Annotated in this window: 25 protein-coding genes and 1 riboswitch; of the genes, 5 read left to right on the top strand and 20 right to left on the bottom strand. The window is 47.7% G+C overall.

Annotated elements, in window-relative coordinates; all coding sequences use genetic code 11:
* Window positions 1-24: 24 nt before the first annotated feature.
* From ctaG to ACDJ58_RS01685, 7 genes are all read right to left on the bottom strand, one after another.
* Window positions 25-948: a cytochrome c oxidase assembly factor CtaG gene (ctaG, locus tag ACDJ58_RS01715; protein WP_063567900.1), complete on the bottom strand. Its 924-nt coding sequence runs from the start codon at window positions 946-948 to the stop codon at window positions 25-27.
* Window positions 949-1054: 106 nt separating this feature from the next.
* Window positions 1055-1375: a cytochrome C oxidase subunit IV family protein gene (locus ACDJ58_RS01710; protein ID WP_076290536.1), complete on the bottom strand. Its 321-nt coding sequence runs from the start codon at window positions 1373-1375 to the stop codon at window positions 1055-1057.
* A 3-nt stretch (window positions 1376-1378) separates the two neighbouring features.
* Window positions 1379-2005, bottom strand: coding sequence for a cytochrome (ubi)quinol oxidase subunit III (locus tag ACDJ58_RS01705; RefSeq protein WP_053779710.1), 627 nt, complete (start codon window positions 2003-2005; stop codon window positions 1379-1381).
* Window positions 2002-3852: a cytochrome c oxidase subunit I gene (gene ctaD / locus ACDJ58_RS01700; RefSeq protein ID WP_413379421.1), complete on the bottom strand. Its 1851-nt coding sequence runs from the start codon at window positions 3850-3852 to the stop codon at window positions 2002-2004. The genes ACDJ58_RS01705 and ctaD overlap by 4 nt, the downstream gene beginning before the upstream one ends.
* A gap of 71 nt (window positions 3853-3923) precedes the next feature.
* A complete protein-coding gene (gene coxB, locus ACDJ58_RS01695; protein ID WP_079348831.1) occupies window positions 3924-4976 on the bottom strand; it encodes a cytochrome c oxidase subunit II in 1053 nt (350 codons plus the stop codon).
* Between the two features lie 579 nt (window positions 4977-5555).
* Window positions 5556-6317 carry a type I methionyl aminopeptidase gene (map, locus tag ACDJ58_RS01690; RefSeq protein WP_413374976.1) on the bottom strand — a complete coding sequence of 254 codons (762 nt, stop codon included), beginning with the start codon at window positions 6315-6317 and terminating at the stop codon, window positions 5556-5558.
* Window positions 6318-6549: 232 nt separating this feature from the next.
* Complete coding sequence (locus ACDJ58_RS01685; RefSeq protein ID WP_017690840.1) at window positions 6550-6738, bottom strand: hypothetical protein; 189 nt, start codon at window positions 6736-6738, stop codon at window positions 6550-6552.
* Between the two features lie 398 nt (window positions 6739-7136).
* On the opposite strand from ACDJ58_RS01685, the gene ACDJ58_RS01680 reads away from it, so the two are divergent.
* Window positions 7137-7418 carry a hypothetical protein gene (locus ACDJ58_RS01680; RefSeq protein ID WP_053779714.1) on the top strand — a complete coding sequence of 94 codons (282 nt, stop codon included), beginning with the start codon at window positions 7137-7139 and terminating at the stop codon, window positions 7416-7418.
* 103 nt (window positions 7419-7521) lie between these two features.
* On the opposite strand, the gene ACDJ58_RS01675 is transcribed toward ACDJ58_RS01680, so the two are convergent.
* The 8 genes from ACDJ58_RS01675 to ACDJ58_RS01640 form a co-directional block, all read right to left on the bottom strand.
* Window positions 7522-7836, bottom strand: coding sequence for a hypothetical protein (locus tag ACDJ58_RS01675; RefSeq protein WP_413374973.1), 315 nt, complete (start codon window positions 7834-7836; stop codon window positions 7522-7524).
* 264 nt (window positions 7837-8100) lie between these two features.
* The gene (locus ACDJ58_RS01670; protein ID WP_413374972.1) at window positions 8101-8613 is read right to left on the bottom strand and encodes a hypothetical protein; all 513 of its coding nucleotides are present in this window, start codon (window positions 8611-8613) and stop codon (window positions 8101-8103) included.
* A gap of 10 nt (window positions 8614-8623) precedes the next feature.
* Window positions 8624-11674, bottom strand: a complete 3051-nt coding sequence (locus ACDJ58_RS01665) for a late control protein (protein ID WP_413374970.1) — start codon at window positions 11672-11674, stop codon at window positions 8624-8626.
* Between the two features lie 31 nt (window positions 11675-11705).
* Complete coding sequence (locus ACDJ58_RS01660) at window positions 11706-12083, bottom strand: DUF4280 domain-containing protein (RefSeq protein WP_413374968.1); 378 nt, start codon at window positions 12081-12083, stop codon at window positions 11706-11708.
* A 16-nt stretch (window positions 12084-12099) separates the two neighbouring features.
* Window positions 12100-12753, bottom strand: coding sequence for a hypothetical protein (locus tag ACDJ58_RS01655; RefSeq protein ID WP_413374966.1), 654 nt, complete (start codon window positions 12751-12753; stop codon window positions 12100-12102).
* The gene (locus ACDJ58_RS01650; RefSeq protein ID WP_413374964.1) at window positions 12750-13247 is read right to left on the bottom strand and encodes an imm11 family protein; all 498 of its coding nucleotides are present in this window, start codon (window positions 13245-13247) and stop codon (window positions 12750-12752) included. The genes ACDJ58_RS01655 and ACDJ58_RS01650 overlap by 4 nt, the downstream gene beginning before the upstream one ends.
* Entirely contained in the window at window positions 13223-14119 is an 897-nt protein-coding gene (locus tag ACDJ58_RS01645; RefSeq protein WP_413374962.1) for a pentapeptide repeat-containing protein, read from the bottom strand. The genes ACDJ58_RS01650 and ACDJ58_RS01645 overlap by 25 nt, the downstream gene beginning before the upstream one ends.
* A gap of 277 nt (window positions 14120-14396) precedes the next feature.
* Window positions 14397-15977 carry a hypothetical protein gene (locus ACDJ58_RS01640; RefSeq protein ID WP_413374960.1) on the bottom strand — a complete coding sequence of 527 codons (1581 nt, stop codon included), beginning with the start codon at window positions 15975-15977 and terminating at the stop codon, window positions 14397-14399.
* 282 nt (window positions 15978-16259) lie between these two features.
* On the opposite strand from ACDJ58_RS01640, the gene ACDJ58_RS01635 reads away from it, so the two are divergent.
* Complete coding sequence (locus tag ACDJ58_RS01635) at window positions 16260-16598, top strand: DUF4870 domain-containing protein (protein ID WP_063567894.1); 339 nt, start codon at window positions 16260-16262, stop codon at window positions 16596-16598.
* A gap of 315 nt (window positions 16599-16913) precedes the next feature.
* Here the strand turns inward: ACDJ58_RS01635 and ACDJ58_RS01630 are convergent, their stop codons facing one another.
* Both ACDJ58_RS01630 and ACDJ58_RS01625 read right to left on the bottom strand, forming a co-directional pair.
* Window positions 16914-18275: a nucleobase:cation symporter-2 family protein gene (locus ACDJ58_RS01630; protein ID WP_090810282.1), complete on the bottom strand. Its 1362-nt coding sequence runs from the start codon at window positions 18273-18275 to the stop codon at window positions 16914-16916.
* A 1-nt stretch (window position 18276) separates the two neighbouring features.
* Window positions 18277-18864 carry a xanthine phosphoribosyltransferase gene (locus ACDJ58_RS01625; protein WP_063567892.1) on the bottom strand — a complete coding sequence of 196 codons (588 nt, stop codon included), beginning with the start codon at window positions 18862-18864 and terminating at the stop codon, window positions 18277-18279.
* A gap of 306 nt (window positions 18865-19170) precedes the next feature.
* Window positions 19171-19270, bottom strand: a riboswitch (purine riboswitch).
* A gap of 269 nt (window positions 19271-19539) precedes the next feature.
* On the opposite strand from ACDJ58_RS01625, the gene mscL reads away from it, so the two are divergent.
* Window positions 19540-20034 (top strand): large conductance mechanosensitive channel protein MscL, encoded by a 495-nt coding sequence (mscL, locus tag ACDJ58_RS01620; protein WP_063567891.1) that lies wholly within the window; start codon window positions 19540-19542, stop codon window positions 20032-20034.
* A gap of 289 nt (window positions 20035-20323) precedes the next feature.
* Here mscL and ACDJ58_RS01615 read toward each other — a convergent pair whose 3' ends face one another.
* A complete protein-coding gene (locus tag ACDJ58_RS01615) occupies window positions 20324-20626 on the bottom strand; it encodes a hypothetical protein (protein ID WP_063567890.1) in 303 nt (100 codons plus the stop codon).
* Between the two features lie 79 nt (window positions 20627-20705).
* On the opposite strand from ACDJ58_RS01615, the gene ACDJ58_RS01610 reads away from it, so the two are divergent.
* Window positions 20706-21389: an NUDIX hydrolase gene (locus ACDJ58_RS01610; RefSeq protein ID WP_413374956.1), complete on the top strand. Its 684-nt coding sequence runs from the start codon at window positions 20706-20708 to the stop codon at window positions 21387-21389.
* A gap of 244 nt (window positions 21390-21633) precedes the next feature.
* On the opposite strand, the gene ACDJ58_RS01605 is transcribed toward ACDJ58_RS01610, so the two are convergent.
* Both ACDJ58_RS01605 and ACDJ58_RS01600 read right to left on the bottom strand, forming a co-directional pair.
* Window positions 21634-22440, bottom strand: a complete 807-nt coding sequence (locus tag ACDJ58_RS01605) for a TrmB family transcriptional regulator (RefSeq protein WP_413374954.1) — start codon at window positions 22438-22440, stop codon at window positions 21634-21636.
* Between the two features lie 68 nt (window positions 22441-22508).
* Complete coding sequence (locus ACDJ58_RS01600) at window positions 22509-23300, bottom strand: zinc ribbon domain-containing protein (protein WP_413374952.1); 792 nt, start codon at window positions 23298-23300, stop codon at window positions 22509-22511.
* A 344-nt stretch (window positions 23301-23644) separates the two neighbouring features.
* Here ACDJ58_RS01600 and ACDJ58_RS01595 point away from each other — a divergent pair, with 344 nt between their 5' ends.
* Window positions 23645-26329: a UvrD-helicase domain-containing protein gene (locus ACDJ58_RS01595; RefSeq protein ID WP_413379419.1), complete on the top strand. Its 2685-nt coding sequence runs from the start codon at window positions 23645-23647 to the stop codon at window positions 26327-26329.

The raw sequence follows: 26329 nt of genomic DNA, 5'->3' as shown, positions 1-26329 counted from the left end.
CCTCTTGTCCAAACAAAACTTGTGTTATTTCGCTGCAGGATTAAGCGGTCCTCCCGTATTCTCTACAGGGTAGGGATCATCATCATCTTCCCGTTTTTCCTTGCGGTACCATTGGAAAAAGACATACGCCAGCATGGAGACGAAGATGCCTTCCTGTATGAATTTCATCAAAATACCGCCCACCTGCTGATCCTCCTTGGCAGAGGACAGAAAGTTGAAGAACGCCGGTCCACCGAACGATCGCAGCAATGCTGTGGAATCCCCGGATACACAATACCGCATCGCCTCAGCCCATACGGCAGGATTGCTGTAGGTCGCATACAAGGGTTCGGAGGCAAAAATAATTAGTCCACAAGCTGGTGTCAGAAGCACCATGTTCAGAAAAATAAAACCAATCTTAGACAGCCCCGACGCTTGTCTCCCTTCCGGCAACGGATTGAGCAGCGTCCACCACATCAGCATGGAAGTAATGAAAAGTACAATGTAATACAAACGGTGAACCGTAAAATTTAACATCACGTAATCATGTACCACGGGTAGATGATATAACGAGAACAACCCGTTAAACAGCACAGCCGCCACGATCGGATGAGCCAAAAAAGATAACTGCCGTGTCGGCAGCCACCGGATGATTCCGCGCCATACCCAGAGGGGTAATCCCTTCATCAATAGCGGTGGCGCTACCAGATAGGACAGAGCCATACTCACCATATGGAAGCTGAACATCACATGACCCAGCAGATTGAATGGCCCCGCTTGTGCAAGATACAACACGGTAAGCCCAGTAATAAACATCATTTTCTGTGCGACCGTGGCCTGATCTGCCCCCTTGATCCGCTCACTGAATGGACCAACGAGCACTAGATAAGCTGCAGCAATGAGCAAAAACAATGCCATAATAAGTGGACTCCATAAATCATTGAAACTAAAATATTGCAACCCGAGCATACGGGAAACCTCCCCGTGACCTGATTTGGTTGTTGCCTGAATCCATTGACTGATTGATTCGCCTAAAAGGGGAAAAGACGGCGACACTGCGCCGCCGCCATCTCTTTTACCACCAAACCCAATAGAGTGCCATAATGATGCACGTAAAAGCTACGAAAAATCCGAAGCACATGAACAGGATAGGCATCAAATGCCCTTTATCCTTCAAGTGCATCCAGTAACCGAGCTGTACAAACACCTGAAGGATCGCCATAACCACCAATATAATAATGGTAAAGGTCGTATTAACTCCTCCCGCGGCAGCAGCCGCGAACGCAATTAGCGTCAGGACGATCGAGAAGATAAAAACAACGACGTGTTTCTGTGGCCCTTCCGCCCGGTGACGATGCTTCACAGGCTGCTGATCACTCTTATCCTGTACCGACATGTGTTACCCCACCTTTCCGAGCAGGTACACGACCGTAAAGATAAACACCCAGACCACGTCAATAAAGTGCCAGTACATCGCGGAGACGTATACTTTAGGTGCAGTTACGACCGTTAATCCTTTTCTGAACAGTTGCCCGATAATGAGCCCGATCCACATAATACCGAATGCAACGTGAGCTCCGTGGAACCCAACCAGCGTATAGAATGCTGAACTGAATGCACTTGTGGTCATGCCGAACTCTTTATGTTTCACATATTCATAGAACTCGTAAATTTCCAGACCGAGGAATCCGAGACCCAGTACTACGGTAATGCCAAGCCAGAGAGCAAGAGCATTGCGCTTTCCCTTATGCATAGCTTGGATGGCAAATACACTTGTCAAACTGCTGACCAGGAGAATAAAGGTTGCGGCAGCCACGAGTGGCAGATGAAACAATTCATTCGCCGTCGGCCCGTCATTCGTTTGGCCACGGAGAGCCAAAAAGGTTGCGAAGAGGGTTCCGAACAATACGGTCTCGCCGCCAAGGAACAACCAGAAGCCGACAAGCTTGTTGCGTCCTTCCAGCGTTGCTTTCTCCGGCTCATGCGGCAATTTGCCGTTTACCGGTTCAGCATGTGAAGTTGTCATGTTCTAACCCCCTTCTCATCCTGATCCTCCGGTTCAATATGCCAGCCATGATCATCGTAGAGTGACCGCAGTGCCATTGCACCAAATGTAATCAGAAGGCCAATAATGACTACAATATAATTGTTAAACAATCCGTTCATAAACGCATTCCCAAAATCATCTTTGCTGAACATGAGACCAAGTCCGGCAATGAATATACCGACGGACATAACAAACGGCAGTGGAGTCGCTGACGGCATATGGATCGAACCTACAGGTTCGGCCGGTGTCATCTCCGTATGTCCTGCCATCTTTTCTTTCCAATACGCATCAATTCCACGTACCAGAGGCGTCTGCTTAAAGTTGTATTCCGGCGGTGGAGATGGAATCGACCATTCCAACGTACGGCCATCTTCCCACGGATCATTCGGTGCGTCTGCTGGTTTTCTCATTGTGATCACGATGTTCACGAGGAACATGATAACCCCAACACCCATCAGGAATGCACCAACGGAGCTGACCAGGTTAAGCAAGTCGAAATCCTGATTCGGCAAATATGTAACGATCCGGCGCTGCATCCCCATCAAACCAAGGAAATGCTGTACAAAGAACGTTAGTTGGAAACCGATCATGAACGTCCAGAACGTCCATTTTCCGAGCGTTTCGCTCAGGACGCGACCAAACATCTTCGGCCACCAGTAATGTAGTCCCGAGAACAAACCTAGCACCAATCCACCAACGATAACGTAATGGAAGTGAGCCACAACAAAGTACGTATCATGGAACTGGAAATCCGCAGGCGCAGAGGCCAGCATGACACCAGTTACCCCGCCCATAACGAAGGTTGGAACGAATCCAACAGCAAACAGGTTTGCTGCCGTAAAACGGATCTGTCCGCCCCACATCGTAAAGAGCCAGTTAAATATTTTGATCCCTGTTGGTACAGCAATCAGCATGGTTGAGATTGAGAACAATGCATTGGCGACTGTTCCCAGACCTGTCGTAAACATGTGATGCGCCCATACCATGAATCCCAGAAAGGCAATCAGGATGGTTGCAAACACCATGGAGCTGTAACCGAACAATCTTTTACGTGCAAAGGTTGGAATAACCTCAGAGATAATACCAAATGCAGGCAAAATGAGAATATATACTTCCGGGTGCCCGAAGATCCAGAAGATATGCTGCCAGAGTACCGGGTTACCGCCACCTGCTACATCAAAGAAATTGGCTCCTAGTATACGGTCAAACGTTAAAAGTACAAGTCCTACCGTAATGGCAGGGAATGCAAAAAGGATAATGGCTGATGTAATAAATGTGGTCCAGGTAAACATCGGCATCCGCATATAGGACATTCCCGGCGCACGCATCGTAATGATGGTCGCGAGAAAGTTAATACCCCCGATGAGTGTCCCTAGACCGGCGATCTGGAGACCTATCGTGTAGAAATCCACACCGTGCGTCCCACTGTACTCGCTGCCAGAGAGTGGCGTATACGAAGTCCAGCCGGCATCCGGTGCCCCTCCCATCAACCAACTCAGGTTCAAGAGCAGTCCGCCAAACAGGAACGTCCAGAAACCCAGCGCATTAACAAAAGGGAAAGCAACGTCCCGTGCCCCAATCTGCAAAGGCACAACGGCATTCATAACGGCAAAAATAATAGGCATGACACCAAGGAATATCATTGTTGTTCCATGCATCGTAATCAATTCGTTGAAGACCTGCGCCGACACAAAATCATTCATCGGTTTCATGAGCTGAATCCGAATCAAAATGGCTTCAATGCCGCCGATTCCAAAGAAAAACCCACCCGCAATTAAGTAGAGCACGGCGATTTTTTTGTGATCGACGGTGGTAATCCAATCCATCAAGCCCCTATACCGCTTGACGCTATGAGCATGAGCCAAGGTTGTGTACCCCCTTCTTCGTCCTTGCTGTTCTATTCATAGTCCAATTTGTAGTTGGCCAAATATTCGGCAATTCCGTCGATTTCTTCATCTGTGAGTCCAAGGTCTTTCGGATTAGGCATCGTATTGCCCGGCTTCACGGATTGTGGATCATGGAGCCATTCTTTCATGTTATCCAGCACCGGATTACCGTCTTCCTGGCCTTCGCCCTGGTTCAGCAGAATACCTGCCACGGATTGCTTGCCACCGATACCTGTAAGGTTAGGCGCAACTGGCCCGCCCTGATCCCCAACTGCATGGCAAGAAAGGCAGTTCGTTTTGAACTTCTCAGCCAATTGGGTATCTTCCGGAAGTACCGCCGGAGCTTTCATTTCATTGACCCATTTGTCAAAGGATTCCTGGCTGACCGCTTTTACCTTGAATTCCATGAAGGCATGTGATCTGCCGCATAATTCAGCACATTTACCTCGGTAAACGCCTTCATTTGGCGCCGAGAAGCTGAACTTGTTAAGCGTTCCATCCGGGTTTGTGTCCATTTTACCCGCAAGTGACGGCACCCAGAAGGAGTGAAGCACGTCAGCGGTTTTCAATTCGAATGCGATTTTCTTTCCGGTCGGGATGATGAGGTCTTGAGCGGTGGTTACGTCATATTGAGGATAAGTGAATTCCCACCAGTACTGATGCGAGGTGACTTTGACCTGAATTGCATTTTTGTCGTTGGACAGATCTTCGCCTTGGGCAAAAATCGTTTTTACCGTCGGTACTGCCAGAACGATAACAAGCAACAACGGAATGGCTGTCCATATTACTTCCAGCTTGAAATTGCCTTCAACCTGTTCGGGCATCTCATTCTGCCCGGCTCGTCTGCGAAACCGGATCAACACATACGCAGCAATAGCAAATACAATGATGAGCACCACGATCATAATCGTAATGGACAGCTTCATCAGATCATATTGGCCTTGCGCCACAGGACCCTGAGGTTTCATTACCGACAAGTCTTCCCGCCCGCATGCGGATAGCAGCAAAGAGAACACCGCCAGCAAGGGGAGAATTCGCTTTGCAACCTGCCACTGTTTCATCATTGATCTACCCCACTTTTTTAACATTTTCGTAGATTGCCGTTGTCGCCCGAAATAAACTCATTCAGTCCATTTCAGGACGATACACGTAATCCTGTCCGACATACAGAATGCTTACAAAAATAACGCTTCCACCACTCCCGTCATTTCCTGCTAAGGGCATGTCTGCGCATTCTTCCAATTCATTCTATATGGTTCAATCACTTATTAAATATAAGTTGAGGGTATGATTTTGTCAATCTTTGGACACATGTTCACAAATTGTTCACTTTATGTAAAAAACCGCACCACAACTTGATTTGCAAACGATTTCAGTTAAAGATATTAGTCTCTACATTTGAAAATTTTTGCCAAATTTCGGTGATAAAACAAGATTTTTTGGCGATTTTTCTCACATTGAAAACATGCAGTATTATGCAAAAAAGAAAAGCAAGCATCAGATTGTCTCTCTTACAACTACTGGAAGCCGCAGTAAAGCCCCATACCGCTCCCTTTTAGAACCAAACGGCATGGAGCCTGAACCTATTGAACATCCCGGAAGCCATTACGCACTCTCTTACCAGCTTTCCATAGATACAGCGTCTAAGTCCCGTCAGTTAGTATAAGAGGACCATCACTTGTTATGGCTACCGTATGCTCATACTGAACGCCCCAGCTTCCATCCACTGTTCTCACCGTCCAGCCATCCTCATCCCATACAACCGCTCCAGAGCTGCCTTTTGTAAATATGGGCTCAATCGTAATGACCATGCCCTCTGTCAGCATCATGCCCGTCCTGCGTTTCCCGTAAGGGAGGACGTTCGGGGGTTCATGGATGTATTGACCAATCCCATGACCAATAAGAGGTTTCACAATCCCGTAACGATACAGCCTTGCTGTCCGTTCAATCGCGTTACCGATATCCCCCAGCGTATTTCCTGGCACTGCCTGTGCTATCGCCTTATGAAGCGCCCTTTCCGTTCGATTCATTAGTTTGCGTATGGACCTGCGTTGTTCACCGATCCCATACGTCCATGCAGAATCGGCAAGCCAGCCGTCTTTGTTCACCACCATATCAATAGTCACCACATCCCCTTCGGCCAGTTTCCGGTCATTAGGGAAGCCGTGGCAAACCACCTCATTAACTGAAGCGCATGTAGCGTAAGGATAACCTTTGTACCCTTTTTGCTCCGGTGTAGCTCCTCTTTCAGCTAGAAAAGCCTCCACCCGTTCGTCAATATCTCCTGTCGTTACACCGGGGGCCAGCCACTTTTCAATATACTCGTGACAGCTTCGCAGGATTCGCCCCGCTTCCCGCATGTAGCCAATCTCTTCTTTTGTTTTTAAAATAGGGTCCACTTGCATTCATCCTTCCTGCCATATCTGTACTTCCATGTATATGCAGTAGGAACGAAACAAAGCCCCCAAAAGTAGAGGGATAGCTTGCCGGCTTATTGTGTTTACTTTAGGTGAACGGTTTACACATTGGAAATATATACATATCGTTTTCCAATCAAAAAAAACCGTCTGCCGGAGCTTAACGCCCGGGAGACGGTTCTATTCATATCGGAACAGTATAATCAGAGTTGTGTGTGTTTCAGGACACGGAAGAATCCATCTTGACAAGCTCATGCTCAACCACAGAAGTCAATTCTTCCTCGTATCCACCCGTAATCCGGTATTTCCTCACGTACTCCTTCACGAATTTTTTTGGATCTTTAGGACGGAAAATCCGAGTCATTTCCCTCAAACTTTCTTTGACCTCATTGTGACCTTTCGTTGCCATTGTAATTCCCTCCCAAAACGTTGAAAGTGAATGCTCCGTTTAGAGAATGCCGAATAAGTCTTAAATGCCATCCATGAAGTTGTGTGCGCGGCTCAAAGCAAGCTTTTAGGTCGGGAACCCTTGCTTAAGCAAGTACCTGACACTATAAATACCCGATATGATTCGGTGTGAATCATAATCTTATTGTAGCATATTCGGAAGTATCTGACGACTTGACGAATTTACCTAATATTTATAACGGTTTATATGCCCAAAAAGTTTAATTCCGAATCATATGTTACAAATACGATACTTCTATACGGAATTAATATATCCAGCATAACACTGAACTATTCGGGGGATATTATCACGGACAACCCATACAGTTAAAATACTGGGATCTAAGGAGGCGTTGTTTTATGGATCAGAAAGATAAAGAAATGCTGCCCCTTTCGCATGAAAAGGTGGAAGTGGACGGAATATATACCAACGAAGCCGGACAAGAAGAACATCTGCATCGCGGACAACAATTCCCGGCCGATCCCGTTCTCGGCAAGACGGAATGGGAACTGACGGAATTCGCTTTTGACAACCATCACGAAGGTCGTACCGACGAGCGTTTGGTTCCCAAAGAGAATGACACCGATAAGATTGGCAAGACCACACATCCACGCAGACATTTTCAGCGGGGTGACCGTTAAGTTCTAAACGCAATAAATCACTTTAAAACTAGGGAGCATCATACCAATCATTGGTTGGTGCTGCCCTGTTTTCTATACTAAATGCAATTGAGAATACAGAGGGTTAGCTTGCATCCCTTAGATCGTTAAGAAGAATTTTCTGGGAACGCTGTTCCAGCTGTCGAAACTCCTCATTGATTCTTCGTTCTTTAGCAGCATCCGGCCGATACGCAGGAATCATCGCCCAGTGCTCACGAATCAATTCAATGCGATTCTTCATTGGAGGATGGTAGCTACGGTTTTGAGTATCATTCATTTCCTGTATCCGCTGAATACGAAGAATTCCCTGAGTTGGAACGGCAGAAATCCGTTTTCTAAACTCCTCAGTACCCACGAATTTCATCCATAAGCTGTTCGTATGCTGTGCGAGCTTGGGCAATATACCTCACTTCTTTTTCTGCTCCCTGTGCTAGTTGCTACTTCTTTAACTCTTCTGCCCCTACCTGTTCACGTTTTGCCATTCGTTTCATCCTCCTTTGATTTTGGGCATGCAAAAAAAACTCATTCCTACTCATAGTTCAAGTGGGAAAGAGCTTTTGAAAGTTTATCAAGTGTTTGAATTATTTAGTGTTTGGTTTGTCGGTTGTATTTTACGGTCTTGTTGTTGGGATTGTAAAGAAGCTTATAAAAAATATTCACTCTATCACTCAATATTTTCATCATCGAGTGCATCCAGAACTTCATCCCTAATGTCTTGTGGGGGAAGTTCCCTAGTTATTGCCCCAGAATTACGCGGCCATCCATGCTTGCCACTTACTAACTCATTATGGTGATAACTGATTCTTCCACCTCTCTCAAACAACTTAATAATAGGGTCATATAGATCGTGAAACTTCAGAGCGATAGGCATTTGTTTGTCTACCACGTATGCCCATTCAAGATAAAAAGTGCAAAGATACTCTGTAACCCAATCAACGTTAGCGTTTACTAATCCATTACATTCTTCCTTTATATGAGCAGGTGTATCAAAATTAATTATTTCTGCTGCATTAAATACAGCACGTCTATTATCATCCATGGAGTTAAAATCTAAAAAAATATTCCCTCTTCTAATAAACTCTGTAACTAGGATCGCATATGAAGGTTTATCCATTCCATTATTTTCCCAGTTAATGTTATTTATTCTTTCACTGGCTTGTTCAAAGTTAGAATTCAATTTTCTCACCTCAAAATTTTGGTTTAAATCCTGGAAATCCGCCGGGTTGTGGTGGTGCTAACTCATGAGCACCTTTTGTACTTTCGTTCATTGTACCATCTTTGAAATAGTTTATATCACGATACGGCAACCCTTCTTGCATCATTTTACTTTCTGCCAATTCATGGTCGGCTAATTGTCTAAACCATGCTTTTTCCTCTGCTGATAATTCACCTTTTAGTGCTTTTTCCCATCCATAGGCCATATCAATATCGGGATCAAAATAACCTTTATAATAGTACTTGCCGTTAACAGTATCAACTAAGTTCATGTGTTCAGTCAGTATTACATGTGTTTTCAACTGACTTGCCTCTTCAAAACTAAGTCCTGTATTCCGTGAAAAGGTCTCTAACTCTCCAGCATCTAAACCAGTGGATCTTAACTTTTCATACGTCTGCAAAGCTATCTCTTCCTGTTTAAAATTAGGAACAAACTTAATAGGTTCTCCACGAGGGTCTATTGGTTTAGGTGTTCTAGCTTTTCCCGCCCCCTCAGTATCCCCATCCCTAACCTTAGTTCCATCTTTCGATGACGGAGCTTCTTTAGGTTTAGACGCATCCTTCGGCTTAGCTGACGTAACGCTCGAAGAAGTAGACGACTCTTTAGAAACGGTTCCTTTCGACGACATAATGTTCTCTTTCGAATCCACATGAGAAGTGTTCGGTGATCCCTTCGAATTTCCAGGACCACTGTCTTTCCCACGATTTCCACCTGGTTCCGAGAACATGTGACTGTCATTCTTCACAATCACAGGCACGGTCTGGCCGTTGCTCAGCCTCATGCGCTGAACTCGCCATGGAACGCTCGCTGCAGCGCCTGCGGTCATGTTGCCCAAGGCCTGGCTGATTCGTTCTCCCAGCTCTGCAAGAGATGAAGGCATTAATGCTGCATTGGTCTTAAGCTTGCCATCCTTCAGGGCACCGCCTGAGGTTCCATCTGGCCCATCTCCATGACCATGCGGAACGCCGCCCTTGGCTCCATCTCCATGGCCAGACTTCTTACCACCACCCTTGAGCACCTTGACTCCATTTTTGACCAATGATGCCCCGCCAAATATGGCCCCCGCCGTATCCACGACTCGCATCGTAGCACCAACATCGTTTAACCCAGCGTCGTGGCTCTCCTGTTCCGTCATAGTCAGCATGGTGCGGTTGTCTTCGCCTTTCAGATCCATGAACGGCTTGGCATACGCTTCTCCCGCACTGGATACATCCTGCCAGATCTCTTTCCCTGATTTCTGACCCGTGACCAGGTCTCCCGTATAATCGATAACGTTATTTACGCCCGTAATCGTTCCTTGTACCGTGGCATTCCGCTCCGTTAACGACCCTACTTCTTCTCCCTTTACCCAGCTGTATAATCCCTGGGCATTGTCACCCCCGACGATCCCTGTAAATGCAAGGTCAGCCACATCACCGACCATACTGAGCAGGCTTTTGCCCTCTTCGATCACACCGTCCAATTTGCCCTTTTCACGTGCTTCCCAGTTTCGTTTCAGCCGCGCTTCCTTCAGCGCGCTCTCTCCCATACTGGCCAGACTCTGATCGAATGCAGACTGAATCATGTCAAAGGAACGATGGATCTCGGCTTCCAGTACTACATTCTCACTCTTTCCATTAACCTCTTCCACAAGTTCCACATGATCTGTCATCGTCTGAATATACAGACCTTCTGTACCCTCAAGACTAATGCTGGCTCCGCTGATGTTCAGGTCACCCATGCATTGGATCTGCACGTGGGTTGTGCTATTCAAGGTAACCCCGTTACCCGCAGCCATCGAGATATACAAGGCGCCCTCTTGGGCGTTCATGACAAGTTCGCTGTCGCCAAGGGTGAACGATTTCCCTTGCGGGTTACCGAAAGACTTTACACCCGGGTCTTGCATCACTTTGCCGCTCTTCTCCACATGTCCCGCTTCCGTCGGTTCCTGACGAACCGACTGCATCACCATGGCTTCATCTTCTTCTGCACTTGGGAAATACAGTTTCACCTTCCCGCCGGGTTCGGGCATCATATACCATACTTGACTGCCTTCCGCAGCATACGGGAACCAGCGTGCCTCTCCGGCCTGCTGATCCTCATCCATATCCAGATGAACCTTCACCTGGTTACGTTTCACATCAATGATTTTCCCTTCGATAGCAGCACCAGTGATCATCGTTTGAAGCTGTCTGGGCAGTGGATGCGATGCTGGCAATGCACATGTATATTTCCACTGTAGCAAGCTCCGTTCCAGCATCGCCTGGCGAGAGGTTATGTTATAGATATGGCCATCAGAGGATACTTCATCCCCCAATTGAAGCTCCTGCCCCAGATCGAAGGTATACGTTGTATACTTCTCCTCGGTTACCGCATGTTTTCCCTGGGCTTTGGTATGTAAAAAACGCTCAATATTACGACTCTTCTCAAAAGGGATGGCTTTCAGCTCAAATGCCCCTCTGCCTTCGGGATAACCAATCCAAAACCTGGGCTTGTGTGCAGTCACATCCGGCACCAGATCTGCTCCCAGATGAGAAGCGAGCCGTTTCAGAAAGCTCCAGTCGGTCTCCTGATACTGCATAATAAAAGCGCCCGTCTTCGTCTCATCAAAGGCAAAATCAATAAAGTCTCCTTCAGGATAACCCTTCATAACACGATTAACAATGTCCAAATAACGTAGATTCTCGTTCTGATAGGATTTCGTTCTCTGTAAGGCATCCAGTTCATAGGTATGTGAGATGACTACAGCCATCACATATACGATCCCTCTGGTGGCTTCGACTTTGATCTCATGGAGTTGTCCCTTGAACAGGGGTAACTCCCTTCCGGATTCATCCATCCGGATGAATCCGACTCGATCGTGACTCCCAGCTTTCTGGATAATGGTTTCTTCCCATTCTTCATCTACCCATCCACTGAAGGATAACCGACCATGTGCCCCTGCTTGCTGGATCAATTCCAGCTTATCCAGGCGTATCTTGCCATACGGCCAGTGGACATGGATATCCCCATAGGTTAGCGTTGATTTTTCCAAGGTCTGCACAGTGTTCCCCCCTTTCTTATCCGTCTGCATCTTACAACTGACCATCGACCTCAATCTTGATAATCCCGCCTTTTCGGCATATCAGTTCAGATCGACTGAGCAGAGCGGCCTCACCTTCCACCAGCACGTCCTCCTTGCCCTGGCTCCATTTGTTGAAGAACGTATCTGGTTCACACAATGCTCCGTCCATTTTGCAAAACCCGCATCGTCCAACGTTAGCCAGTGGAATCACGTCCGCAACGTTTAATACAGGCTGTTCCTTAATATAGATGCCGTGGGAAAGCGGCAGGTTCAGTACACCCGGATCTGACCCCTGACTACAGAAAATCTCGGCACCTCTGACCACATAGGTAAATTCACCACCGAAACCTCCTGACATCAAAGCTTTGAACAGCATGGGTAGCAGCATTCTAGTCCCCCCTATGTTAATAATCGATTGGTCCATTTCCGTTTTCACTCATCTGGGCACATGTAAATATCGCCCTTGTTAGAAGTCGCCATAGATGAAGCTGTTCAACCGGAAAACGGACATTCCCTGTGACCGCTCTTCCTTTTACCGATGTAACGATCACAATATCGTAAGCCATTCCCAAGTTTGAGGGCTGAATGGATTCTCCATAGAAGACAATCAGGCTATCTCCTTGTACCGTCTCCTCATGTAACCATTGCGCATCCTTTTTGAGCGTTCGCATCTGATCTGTGATGATACTGCCCATTCCCTCAATCTGGCTGACGTGCAATGGATGAGATGATCTAGATAGGCTTAAGCTGATACCCTTTTGCTCATCGATCCACATGACCTCATCTCGTTCATGGCTGTTTCTGCCCTCCTGTAGTTTGCCACGGGGAACCTGGACCAGCTGATCCGGTAAAGGAAGAGTTAGTAGCCCATCCCAGATCCGGTAATTATTCAACGTGATGATTTCTGCTTCGGTCTCGATCAGACCCTGGCGTACTCCGTATGTAACCTCTTCCTGCGTCATCAGCTCACCACTTGCCGCTTCAGCTTCCTGGATGCGCTTCGCCAAACGGAAATCCCGATCCATTTTCAGCAGCATCTCATCACCATATCGGTTCATTCCAGATCCACCTTTCGTAAAACAAAGCCACTCAACCCTCTGCGAAGCATGCTCTCTGCTACATCAAGACGCACGATTACACCACTCCCTCTTACACCCTCCAATGTAAACATGCGTTGATCTTTAACCGCCTCACCCTGCAATACAAGCTGCTGTATTGAACCATTCCGATAAAACAGGCTATCGTCAGACAAAGCCTGCACAGCAGGGATATGACACGCCCAGTAGCTCAACTGCTCCCCGCTACCATGATCGATGAAGGTGACGGATTTGAATATCAGTGCTTCATCAACCATTTCCATCAGCCGCTTCATGCGATCACTAACAAAATATGAAGGCCTACTTATCCAATCGGTCGGCTCTTCATTCAGTCTGCGTTCAATCATCATGACAGTTGAAATGGGCAACTCATCAAAACTGGTTTGTAATATGGGAGGCCTGAACGGATTCAATATCCGATGATCTTCGGTCAGTTCATAAAATCGTGGGACCATAGCTCCTCCTCTTCCTCATGGGATACAACCCAGCGTATCGATTCAATCTGCTCTTCATTCAAAACATGTGTATACCTCTCACGGTCATGAATCCATATCTGTGCCTGACTCAGCCTAGCCCCCTGAAAATCAGCATGGAATAACTGTGCTCCCCTGAGGTCAGCGCCTTCCAGATTGGCTCCGGCAAAACAGATTCCCTGAAGACCAAGAACACTTTTCTCGAATTCCATACTCGCTCCGTCACTGACATCAGACAGGTTGGCTCCACGCAGACTGCATTCCCGGAACACAGCATCCATAAGTAGCGCCCCTCTGAGGTCAGCTCCACTCAGATCACTCTGTTCCCATTTGGTCCCAATCATCACAGCACCTCTTAAGTTACTCTTGTTCAGATCGGCATGACTGAAATCGGAATACCTGATATCAACGTGGTCATATAATCCCTCTGCCATGGATAGTGACGTATAGTCTCCATAAGCACATTCCAGCCCTTCCGCTACTGATAATTTCTTGCGAATGTTCTGCATGTCCCTATACCCATAGTCCCTGATATACACGGGTTCACTCCAGTCCTTATATTCACCTACCCTGATCTGAAACTGATCTGCACGGTTGATGTGTTCCATCTCTTTCAAATTCACAACATGGGGTACGGCCAGACGTGCAAGCGTAATGACGTAGGCATTGAATCTCCCCGCGGACTGCAACATCATCCGTTCAACATCAGAAGCATTCAGTACACCTCCATAACGTCTCATTTCGATATGAAGCAGCTGTTGTAACGAAGACAACGGCTGGAATGCCCACGTCGCATCATATGTGTGCATACACTCCACCTCATCCCAATACCATTGATCGGAGTAGGCTTCCATTAAGCAGGTGTAACTCCCCTCCAATATAGATGTTCTCAACATGGAACAATGAAGGATTGAGATTGGTTCTTTCCCGAGTTCCTGTTGGGCCCATTCTGCTTTTACACAGAGTTGCCGCATAGACTCTACGAACGATTGGATTAACGAGTTCTGATGTTGCATGATGTACACCCTAAGTGTCGAGAGATGTGCCTGAAGTGCGGGTTCCAATATTTCCTGCTGTAAATGTGCAATCGCTTCCGCTTTGTTCATTTCTCTTCCTTTCTACCACTCTTGGCTAATTCATCTTGATCTCCGCCCCGTGCATCTTCAACTCTTCTTCCAACGTGATGGTATTGCCCTTTCCGGTTAACTCAACTTTCTCGCCTGCGATCCGAATAGTTTGTCCGGACATGACGACATCCTGACCCGCTGTAATGCTGACATTCTGATCGCTTACAATCTCGATGCCATTCTCGTCACTGACCGTGATATACATTCCACCCGCCGAGATCACAATTTTGTCTGGAGCCAGCATGATCTCTTTCCCATACTTGGTTCGGAATGTCTTGATGTCTGGATTCCCCATTCGATCTTCGGGCACTGGGGGCGGGGCTACTCTGCTGGCCGGGCTAGATTTACTTCCACCTCCACCCGCGCCTGAACTATTACGATTACTCCCGCTTGGACTTCCCCCAGACTGTCCCGAAGCCCCACCCTTTCCAGCCGCAGATGATGCGGTTGAAGCCTGTTTCGGTGTAGCTGGCACAATCTCAGGATCTTGCCTTTTTACAGAGCTTATGGCAATGCCGTCTTCCTCTTTTTTGCTCGGAAAATAAATACGAATGCTATCATTCACTTCAGGCATGCAATACCAGCCTGTATTGTTCTCGGAAGCATAAATCGTTGAATAGGGAAAGAAATAGGCTGTGCTCTCATCCTGCTGCTCATCCATATCGAGCTTCGCACGAACTTTGTCCCCCTTGACTTGGAGAACCGAAGCCTGAATGGAAGCGCCAATAATGGAAGTATTGTAGCTCTTCTTATAACGAAGCCCCTCCGCTGGAAATAAGGAATATGTATGATTTAGCAAACTATCGATGAATCGGGTCTTCGCCTCACCTACAATCCACTTTTTGGATTTAAACTCTACTTCATTCCCTACTTCGAACCATTGCCTGCTGTCCGCTTCGTATACGATATAATCCGGATCTTTGACACCCGGTACTTTGTTTTCCTTGGCAGATCGATAGTCGGCAATTCGTTTAGTTGCTGTGTAATGGGATGCTTGCAATTCACCCTTATACTGGCCTTCCGGTAAGCCAAAATAAAACTTAGGTTTGCCTGACGCTGTATCCGGTACAACTCCAGTGTAGAAATGGGAAGCCATCCTTTTGATAAATTGCCAATCTGTTTCCTCATACTGCATCACAAAATCTCCGATTTTACGGCCATCTGTAGCAAAGTCAATGACATCTGAACCTTCATAGGGAGAAATAATCTTGCGCACCAAATTCTTGTAGGACAGATTAGGGTTTTGGAAGGAACGCTTATGCAGCTTTACATCCAACAAATAGGTATGGGATACTGCGTCAACCATTAGTGTATGTACATCATTAATGACGTTCACTTTCACATGCAGCACCACACCGGAGAAGAACACCTTCTCATGTCCTTCGTCATCGGTAATTTTCACTTTAATATCTGTTTGGGATGTTGTTGCTTGCACATAGCTGTCTTTTCGAGCTTCCGGTATCACTGCCGTCATTCTCATTCGTGCATGTCCGTTCATCGTTTTATTCACTTCAAGGGTTTGAAGACGAACGATTTCGTAAGGTGTTACCCGAACCTGACCGTATGTTGTTGCGGATATATTCATGAATAAGCCTCCTTGTATCTCAAATTAATTAATGGTGCCCCTTTATAATTGTATTTATATAATTCGGAATTTTATGGAATATTTTAAATATGTAGAAAGTCTCAAATTGGATGTGTATATACGCACTTCTATTTTCAAATGAATCTATAGTCTCACGTGGTGTTTACCTATATTGAGTGTTACATTTTCTTTGTCCATCTGGAACATTCCTTGATCAAACCGGTTCAGTTCTGTCCACCTCCTTCATAACCTAGTTAAAAAGGATAAAGGAGGCTGGACCGAATGTCCCCCATGAAATCATCAAGCGGTCTGGATGAAAATATTGCCGGCATGCTCTGTTATCTGTTCACTTTTGTAGGCGGAATCGTCTTTCTGGCTGTAGAAAAACGCAGCCGATTCGTTCTGTTTCATGCACTTCAATCCGTCACGGTATTTGGCCTCATTATGGTCGGTCATGTGTTGTGTGCATTTCTCCCACTTTTTGGGCCACTGCTGGCATCGCTGTTGTCCCTGCTTGGTGTGGTGGTCTGGCTTCTCATGGTAGTCACCAGTCTGCAAGGCAAATGGCTGAAGCTGCCGTGGGTCGGAGACTTTGCAGAGAAACAGATGCGGCATCTGTAATATGTAACGTGTCTATCGGCTTCATCCCAAAGTAATTCATCTCGTGAGTCTACATAATAATCCATCTTGTTTTCGGCAAAAAAAAGAAAAAACACCGGATCTCCTGCTCTCTAATGAGCAAGATCTCCGGTGTTTCGTTTATTATGCCTTCAATAACGATTCACAGGATAGATGATTCATCCCCTGAATAGTTCAGGCCGTTTAACTTTTTTATTCACAACATTTATTATTCAATCCATGAGGAATTTAAAGTTAACATAATATGCATGATGAAGGCGTCGGGTAATGGCAACGACGATTTCAACTCTTTACTTTTTACGCCGACTTGCCGTTATCTCCAAGGATCACATCCGCTTGACGTTCAGCCATTTTGGCAGCCGTTGCTTGAGTACCCAGACCATTAAAGAGCAAATTCATGAAAATGGCAGTAAAACTACCGGCAATGATTCCGTTACCGAGCATAATCTGTGCCCAGTCCGGCGCACCTGCGAACAATTGAGGCACAACCGTTACACCCAGCCCCATGCCTACAGAGCAGGCGATGATGAACAGGTTCTCATGACGGTTCAGATCGACCTGGCTGCCCAGAATACGAATACCAGACGATACTACCATACCGAACAATGCAACCATGGCCCCGCCAAGAACAGAACCTGGTACCAGCTGTGCCAATGCAGCAATCTTCGGCACAAAGCCGATGACCACAAGCAATCCACCCGCTACAACGATAACATCTCGCGTTTTGACACGAGTCATCTGTACAAGCCCTACGTTTTGTGAATAGGTCGTGTACGGGAATGAGTTGAAAATACCACCCAGCACAATCGCCAAGCCTTCTGCACGGTAGCCACGGGCCAGATCCTTGGAAGACAGGTCTTTATCTAAAATTTTGCCAAGAGCCATAAATACACCAGTGGATTCAGCCACGCTGACAATCGCTACCAGAATCATGGTTAGAATTGGCACAATTTCAAACGTCGGTGTACCAAAGTAGAACGGCTGCACGACGTGGAACCAGCTCGCTTCGCGAATTGGCGCAAAGTTAACTTCACCCATAAGCCCTGCTGCCACTGTGCCCACAAGAAGTCCGATCAACACCGAGATGGAACGAACGAATCCTGTCGTGAACCGTGTCATCAGAATGATGAACACCAATACGCCGAATCCGAGCAGAAGATGAACACCACTGCCAAAATCTTCTGCACCCTGACCGCCGCCGAGATCGTTGAACGCAACCGGAATCAGAGTCAGACCAATAATGGTTACTACTGATCCGGTGACGACTGGCGGAAAGAGCCGAATCAATTTGCCAAAAATGCCCGAGAACAATACAACGAATATCCCTGACGCAATGATCGCACCATAAATGGCAGACACGCCGCTCTTCATCCCAATTAAAATCATCGGTGATACAGCCTGGAATGCACAGCCAAGCATGACGGGCAGCCCCACTCCGAAGAAACGATTGCCCCATACCTGAAGCAGTGTTGCCACACCACAGGCGAGCAGGTCAATCGCAATCAGATAGGTTAACTGCTCCGTTGTAAAACCAAGGGCCTTGCTGACAATAATCGGTACAACGACAGCTCCTGCATACATCGCCAGCACGTGCTGGAGACCCAAAGAAAAGGTTTTGATCGGATGCCGATGCCGCTGAAAAATACGTTCGCGTGCCATATTAGATCGTGACCTCCTCGTCCGCAAACGTAACTTTTCCGTCTGACAACGCCCCAATACGAACCAGTGATTCCACACGATATCCTGCTTCTTTCAGCAAGCGGCCTCCTGGTTGGAACGCCTTTTCAATCACGATGCCAATACCAACTACTTCAGCGCCTACTTGCTCCACAATGCGGGCCAGACCAAATGCTGCCTCGCCATTGGCTAGAAAGTCATCAATGATCAGTACACGGTCACCAGGCTGCATGAACTTCTTCGCAACTGTAATTTCATTGGTCTCCTGCTTCGTAAAGGAGTACACCTTCTCAACCAGAATGTCTTCCGTGAGTGTAAGTGACTTCTGCTTCCGTGCAAAAATAAGCGGAACGTTGAGTTCCAGCGCAGTCATGATGCCTGGTGCGATCCCTGAGGATTCAATCGTCAGTACACGCGTAATGTTCTCCCCTTCAAAACGGCGGATGAACTCCTTGCCCACTTCCTTCATCAGAACCGGGTCCATCTGGTGGTTCAGGAATGAATCCACTTTGAGTACCTGCTCGGACAGAACAATGCCTTCCTGTATTACCTTGTCTTTTAACAATTGCATCGTAATTCTTCCCCCTGTGCGCCCTCCCGTACAGAAGCCTGCATGACCTCGATCCCCTCTGTAAAAAAACAAAAAGCCCGCCTTTTTACACGCTGCGGAAGAACCGGAGACGGGAAAAGACGGACTTGTACGTATGTGGACAAGCCGCATGGATACTGCAGTGTAGTGTAATGTAATGGAAGAGCATGATAACAGGATAACTCAGAGCGAGCCTCAAATCTCCCTATCCAAGAAGGGATATGAAGCTGCCTGAACATCCTTTTTCAGACACACGGCCCGAGAATCATCTCTCTCCATACCTTAAAAACGTTGCAGGATCTTTCCCGTAGTCCGATCATTCCGGTGATCGGGTAGAAACATGCAGGCCTATTCCTGCACATATACGAGTCGGCATATTTAATTTTTAAGCTCCATGATTCGGTACAATGTATGATCGCGAACCTGAATGTAAAAGTGTGAACGGAACTGATAATGTTAGAAGTATACCGAATCGGCGGCGTGAAATAAAGAAGTATTTTCATGGAAGTTGCGGAAACTTGTCTTAATTTGCATTAAAGGGATGATTGCTGCGGTTTTTTTATGTACAATATGAGAACGGAAGCGCGTGTCCGAACGGAGAATCGATGGAAACGCCGCCTGTATTATGAATTTATTTGGTAAAGGAGATTTGCAGACATGAAAGGCGTACTGAAGGAATTTAAAGAATTTGCTGTACGTGGCAACGTCATCGATCTGGCGGTCGGTGTCATTATCGGGGCTGCTTTTGGTAAAATTGTCACGTCCCTCGTGAATGACATTATCATGCCACCTGTAGGTAAACTGCTTGGAGGTATTGATTTCAGTCAGAAAATCATTAATCTGGATCGGGATATGAAAACAGCCAGTGGACAGGAGATCACAACACTCGCTCAAGCCAATGAGGCTGGCGCTACGGTGATTGCATATGGGCAGTTTATCAACGTTATGATTGATTTTCTCATCGTCGCTTTCTGTATTTTCATGCTGGTGAAGGGTATCAATTACATCAAAAGCAAAGAACACAAAAAGCCCGAGCCGCAAAAAACGACCAAGGCTTGCAAATACTGTCTGTCCGAAATTCCGGCTGCGGCTACTCGCTGTTCGCACTGTACTTCAGAGCTGGAAGCAGAAGGTAACGGCGCAACGGCTTAATTGTTTCCATGCTTGAAGCGCATCAGAATTCAAAGTGTAGCCCTAACTCTATATAGAGGACAGTAGAGGAACATTTTTATTATAATAAAGCTTTATGTAAAAAAACTCCTGCTTGATCTGTCTGTCATGCTTCTTCATCCGTGTTGTTGCCATCCCGCACGTGGCGGGTGGAATCAAATCGGCTCCCACATGAAAGGTCTCACCGTAAAGGTGGGGCCTTTCTTTATCTCACAAGCAGGGTATGTTGCTCTACTGTCATTATTATCCTTACACTCACCATGCTTACAAACTAGAATCGACGCGGCAACAAGTGTTCCAAAATCGACTTCAAATCCCGATCTTCCTTATAAACCTCTTCCCCGGTATCGAGCTCTGTTACCCGGATATAATCAAAATTCATCGACGCATCCACAGGTTTAAACAACAATTGGCTCTCGTCTTCCAGACGTACGTTGAATCCCATATCTTTGAACATCGTTGTTAGCTGGCTATTCGCCGGTTCCTGACCTTGACCTACCATAATCAATCCTCTAAGACTTTTACGTTCCTGAGGTTGCGGATAAATGACCTGAAAGTGTACAATGCATTCCATAAGATGGTTCCCCTTTCGTTTAAAACATACTTTGTGAAATTTTGAACTTTAAAACTTGCTATATAAGGAGATACGTATCATGACCCCAGAACGTTTCGATATTTACGACGATCAGCAAAATTGGATAGGTACAGAGCTGCGCAGCGTGGTCCATGCCAAAGGATTCTGGCACCGTTCATTCCACTGCTGGATCGTGCGGGACGAAGGTTCACAGCGGTTGGTTCTATTTCAGCGAAGACGGGATATCAAGGATACCTTCCCCGGATGTTACGACATTACAGCAGCAGGGCATCTCACAGCCGGCGAACAGCTGCATGAAGCCAGTCGTGAGCTTGAGGAAGAATTGGGCGTGCAAGCGCCTTTTGAAACGCTGACCTACCTGTTGACTGCAAGACAGCAACTTGAAGGGCAGGTTCGCGGTGTACCTTTTATCGATCGGGAATTCAGCTCTGTCTTTGGACTGTGCTTGAACCAGCATCTCGAAGCCTATACCTTGCAGGCAAGCGAAGTCGACAGCCTATACGAAGTGCCTTTGGATGACTTGATTGCCTTGTTCCGTGGTGAAACCCATGTGATTCAAGCCGCAGGAGTACAAGCCGTACAGTCAGCGTCCGACCAGACGGATCAGGCCAATAGTAACTCTGTTCCTCTTCACGTTCAAACACGTCACATGCGTGAAATTAGAGCAGCCGAGTTCGTGCCACACGGTACGGAATATTATATCGATGTACTTGAAGCGTTATATCACTTGCCCAAAAACTAACCAATTTTGCCTATGGTGAAGTTACGTTCATAGCTTCATTTTCTCAAAAATAGCATGAATTCATACCCTATTACATTAGCTCAACAGGGAACATTTGCTGTGATGAACATCACTGCTTCTGTTAACTAGCATGAAGAGGCGTCTGCCTCATGGCAACGCCTGCTTCCTCTAAGCACGTATTTTGGTGTTCATAAGATGTCTGCTCTATTCAAATTGAAACCGTAATTGCGGAAGCTGCCGACTCTTAATCAGGGTTAATTCCCTCTGAAGGTACTGACCAATAACGTGCTGAGAGGTTTTGGTATCGAGGGCCGTATCGTGACTCCAGTTCCTCCCCCATGTCCTGCTCCAGTTCATACAACACCAATTCCTGAGCAAAATGATTCAGCAGCAGTCCGGTCATGACCGGATGTTCTGTCACCATCGCTTGAGTGGCGCAAGATTCTCCGCGCATCCCTAACATGCACCAACGACGATCTACCACTAAAGAGAACTTCCGGCCATTCCCTGTTCCGTATGAAGGCAAGCCTGGCCAAGGAGCGGGCTGATCCATAATACCCTCTCCACCATCACATGACCATAACAGGCGCACACCTCGGTCTTCGGCACGCTTCAAGTCGGCACGCAACAACTCCGCTTCCTCACGCCACACGTCCACCACAATCTCATGTTTGGCCTCAGCAAGTTCACGGCTTAGATTCTCAAATACATTTTTGTCGCCTTCAATGTTGTAAAAGACCGGCTTCTCCGGCTCATGCTGCGGCATACTGCTCTGCACATATTCAAGGGATGCACGCATCTGACCAGAGATCATGCTTGTCATCTCCTCAGGCTTCAAGACACTGTATTTCGCAGGTTCTCCTGCGCTGCAACGCAGGAATCCCCGCTGTTCCAGCCGTTGCAGGGTGGCATATACATTGGAACGGGACACACCTAGCCTTTTTGCAACCTCATATCCCGAGGCCGAGCCTTGGCGAGCGAGTTCCACCATAATTTTAGATTCCATCTCGGTAAACCCCAGATGACGCAAATGATGCAGCAGTTGGTCCATATTCCCGTCCCCCCATGCTGTAAGCAACCAGCGCTGCCTCACAATGATTCGGCAGCGCTTCTACTGCATCAGATCTGTTCTGCTCCGCAGCGTGGGCACCATTTCGAACCTTTGGGCAGCTCTGCTGCACAAATCTGACAATTCACCATTTCGCGTGGCACTTCGGTCTGTACGTCCACCGTGTTCACGATCGGATTATTTTCTTTCCAGTACCGAATGCGCTCATCCAGCTCCTGCTGGCGCTCGCGCTCCCGTTGCATTTCTTCATCCCGACGGCGTTCCCACTCGGCATCGAACGCTTCCTTTTCCTCTTGGGTAAACTCCGTACTGTTATATTCGGATTCGGTCTCCAGGTCCGCAATGGATGGAATTACCGTGTGATACGGCTCAGCTTCCTCCAGTTCCTCTTCAGCTGGCGCATCATAGATTGGTCCCTCCGGGCTTTGGGCCACAGCTGCTTCCTGTCTCGCAGGGTTTGTCGCCCCTACAGATGCTGCTGCGGGTTTGAATTCACCCAACTTGCGTCCGCATTTCGGACAGAAGTTGGCATCCAGTGAAGCGACGTGTCCACACTCGCATAAGCGCTCATTTTTGAGTTGTGCAATCTTGTTGCGCAGACCATCGATCTCATCCTGCAATTCATCGCACAGCCCCGATAGATCCACCATCTCTTTTTCGGCATGCGTCATGTCCTGTGCGCGATAACCTTCATAGAAGATACGACCCATATCTGTAAAATGGACTTCCTGTTCCTGTTGCAAGCCCACAATCTGATTATTTATTTTTCCGATTTCAACGGCGTGCTGGGCACGCTCTGTAGCTTTGTTTGCTCCGTTCTTAATTCGCTGAAGCAGTTTCATGACTTCTCCTCCTCTGTCCCGTCAGAGTTGAACCTTTTGATTCAACATCATTTGTTCCAAAACCCATTTTCATTTGATTTTTATAGTATATAACTTATACGATATCATGCCAAAAAGTTGCAAAATCTCGCGCGAATGCCCGTTTTCTGCCGATGCTGGATGAATTCGGGGGCTTTCGTCAGGACCATACGTTCGGGTATAATGAAGCTTTGGCCCTGCTGATCCGCCTACTTGGGCGGTTATCCCTATCATACCAATTTACAATGTGATTGTGAAAAGGGCAAATGAATTACTTTTAAGCCGGGATAGTCCTATCCCTGAATGCATATAGAGGTGGATGAATGATGTTAAGTCCGAACTCAACGTTTTACCCCCGTCCGCTCGGGGTTACCCCGGCGGCATCCCTGCCACAATCTCCCTCGGCTCCGCTCGAGACCAGTAGGCAACTCGTGAGCAGTGATGAACGGGATGCACCTTACTTCCGCTCTCTGGAGGAGGTAGGCATCCGACTGAACGGACCCCAAATCTCTGCGGTTCGCCATGGTAAGGGACCCTTGCTAACACTCGCTGGAGCTGGCTGCGGCAAAACAACCGTGCTGGCTGCACGAGCCGGCTACCTGATGGAGATCAGTGGTGCTCACGCTGGGAGTATCCTGCTGGTAACGTTCACGAACAAAGCGGCCACTGAGATGAAAGACCGCATCGCATCGCTGCCTGGCATTCGTCCCGCAGCCGCACGAGCGGTGCAGGCCCGTACATTTCACTCGTTCGCGTTGACACTGCTGCGTCATTACGGCGTTCAGGAGGAGATTTTTGGCGAGTCCCGTGCGCAGCATACCGTGCTCAAGATGCTTCTGCGCCAGAATGGCATGAGTGAGGCTTTTCAGCCTGAGAGTCTGCTGGCTATGCTTTCCGCTTGGAAAATGCAAGGCTCAGAAACGAGCGATCTTCCCGAAAAATCACAGGAGGAACGGGATGCCAAACGTGTTCTCCTTGGTTATGAAGCCTGGAAGCAGGATCGCAACAAAATGGATTTTGATGATATTTTGCTGCGAGCTGCCGCTCTGCTTCGTGATCCTGCTGTACTGGGGCCGCTTCAGCAACGTTTTCAGTACATCATGGTCGATGAGTTCCAGGATACCAACAGTCTGCAATATGAAATTGTACAAAAACTGGCTGACGCCCACCGCAACCTGATGGTTGTGGGGGACGATGACCAGACAATTTATACGTTTAATGGGGCACGGCAGGAATCCATTTTAGAATTCGATAAAGTTTACCCCGGTGCACGCATCGTGACGCTGGATATCAATTATCGCAGCGATGCACGTATTCTGGGACTGGGCAGCGAATTGGTCGCCCGAAACAAACGAAGACGTGACAAGCGGCTACGCGCAGCCGGACATCGTGGAGATGCGCCTCGGTTCGCCACCCCCTCCAATACCGAGGAAGAAGCAGCCTGGGTTGTTAACCAGTTGTGTCAACAAGTCGAGGAAGGTCTGCATACGTATCGGGATATCGCGATACTTCACCGGACAGCCAGCAGCAGTCGGGCTATATTTGAGCAGCTTGTGTTAAAAGATGTGCCGTTTGTACAACATGGTGCTTCCCCGGTCTTCTATGACCAGTCATTGATTCGACCGTTAATGGATCATATGCGCTTGTCCCTGAATCCACGTGCTGTAGATGCTCTGCCGAGTGCGCTGGGGCCTCTCTATGTTTCCCGTGATGCAGGATTGGAGTGGATTCAGCGCAGTGAAGAGCAGCAGGCGAAGAAATATCCGCTCATCCATCTGGCCAAATGGGACAAGCTGAAGCCTTTTCAGCAGGAACAGGTCAAGGAACGCATCAAGCTGATCAAATCACTGACGAAGCTGAAACCGGTGATCGCGATCCAAGAGATGCGCCGCCAGTTTTACGACAAGTATATGGAAAGCGGTGATCCAAGCATCTTTACCCATTACAAGGAAACGATGCTGGAGACACTAGACGAATTCGAAGCTGCGGCAAAAAAATTCGAAACCGTTGAAGAGTTCATCCAATTCGCCGATGAACTCACCCGCAGACACCGTGAGATGGAATCACTGCGCCGTTCACAGGACAGCGATGCAGTCCAACTGATGACGATTCACCGGGCCAAGGGACTTGAATTCCCATGTGTATACTGGATCGGCGCCAGCGAAGGAATCGTGCCTCACAGCACGGCACTGCGGCAGGATATCCCTGAAGACCAGAAGGCTGCTCTTACCGTACAGCAGACAGATGCCGAACTGGACATGGCTCTGGAAGAGGAGCGACGACTCGCCTATGTCGCAATCACACGGGCCAAAAAGTATTTATATGTTACTTCTCCCGCCAGTCATCACGGAAAACCGGCGGACGTTTCCCGCTTTCTGCTGGAAGCCTTCGGCATGGAGGTACCGGACAAACGCAAAAAACGCGAGGATGGACCGACTAGCAATCACGCGTCATATGGCAATAGTAGCAGCAACTGGAAGGGTAACGGGAACACGAATGGTAAAGCTAACGGCAATGAGAGTAGAACTAGAAATGGAAATGCAGCATACGCCCACTCAGGTTCGCGGCCGCAGGGACGGGATGCAGTGAGTCCAGTTCAGCGTGGTTCAGATCTACGAAGTACAGATCAGCGCAGCGCGATCCGTCAAAGTGATCGGCGTGATTTTGAAGTACTCGATGAACGAGACGAGGATCGTCTCAGTGAGCGGCGCGGCAGCGGGGTGATTCGAAATCACACGGCGTTCAGTACCACGGGTGTGAATCAGGCAGCTTCGTCTTCCTCAAACAGTTCTGGGTCGCATTCCTCAGGAAATACAGAACGCACGGAGACCGTGGCAATCTGGAAGTGCAGCTCGTCCACCTGCAAAGCATGGCTGCGCCAGAAACCGGATGGTGCTTCTGCCAAGTCATCCAAAAAGGCGACCTCTGGTCCTCCGCCCTGTCCGCTATGTTCAGGCACTATGGAGGCCAGTACGCGTAAGGTTCCCGTGACTGGACGGTTCGGAAGATGA

The organism is Paenibacillus taichungensis, from assembly GCF_047302525.1.
GTDB lineage: Bacteria > Bacillota > Bacilli > Paenibacillales > Paenibacillaceae > Paenibacillus > Paenibacillus taichungensis_B.
This window is presented reverse-complemented; position numbering and strand designations above follow the sequence as displayed.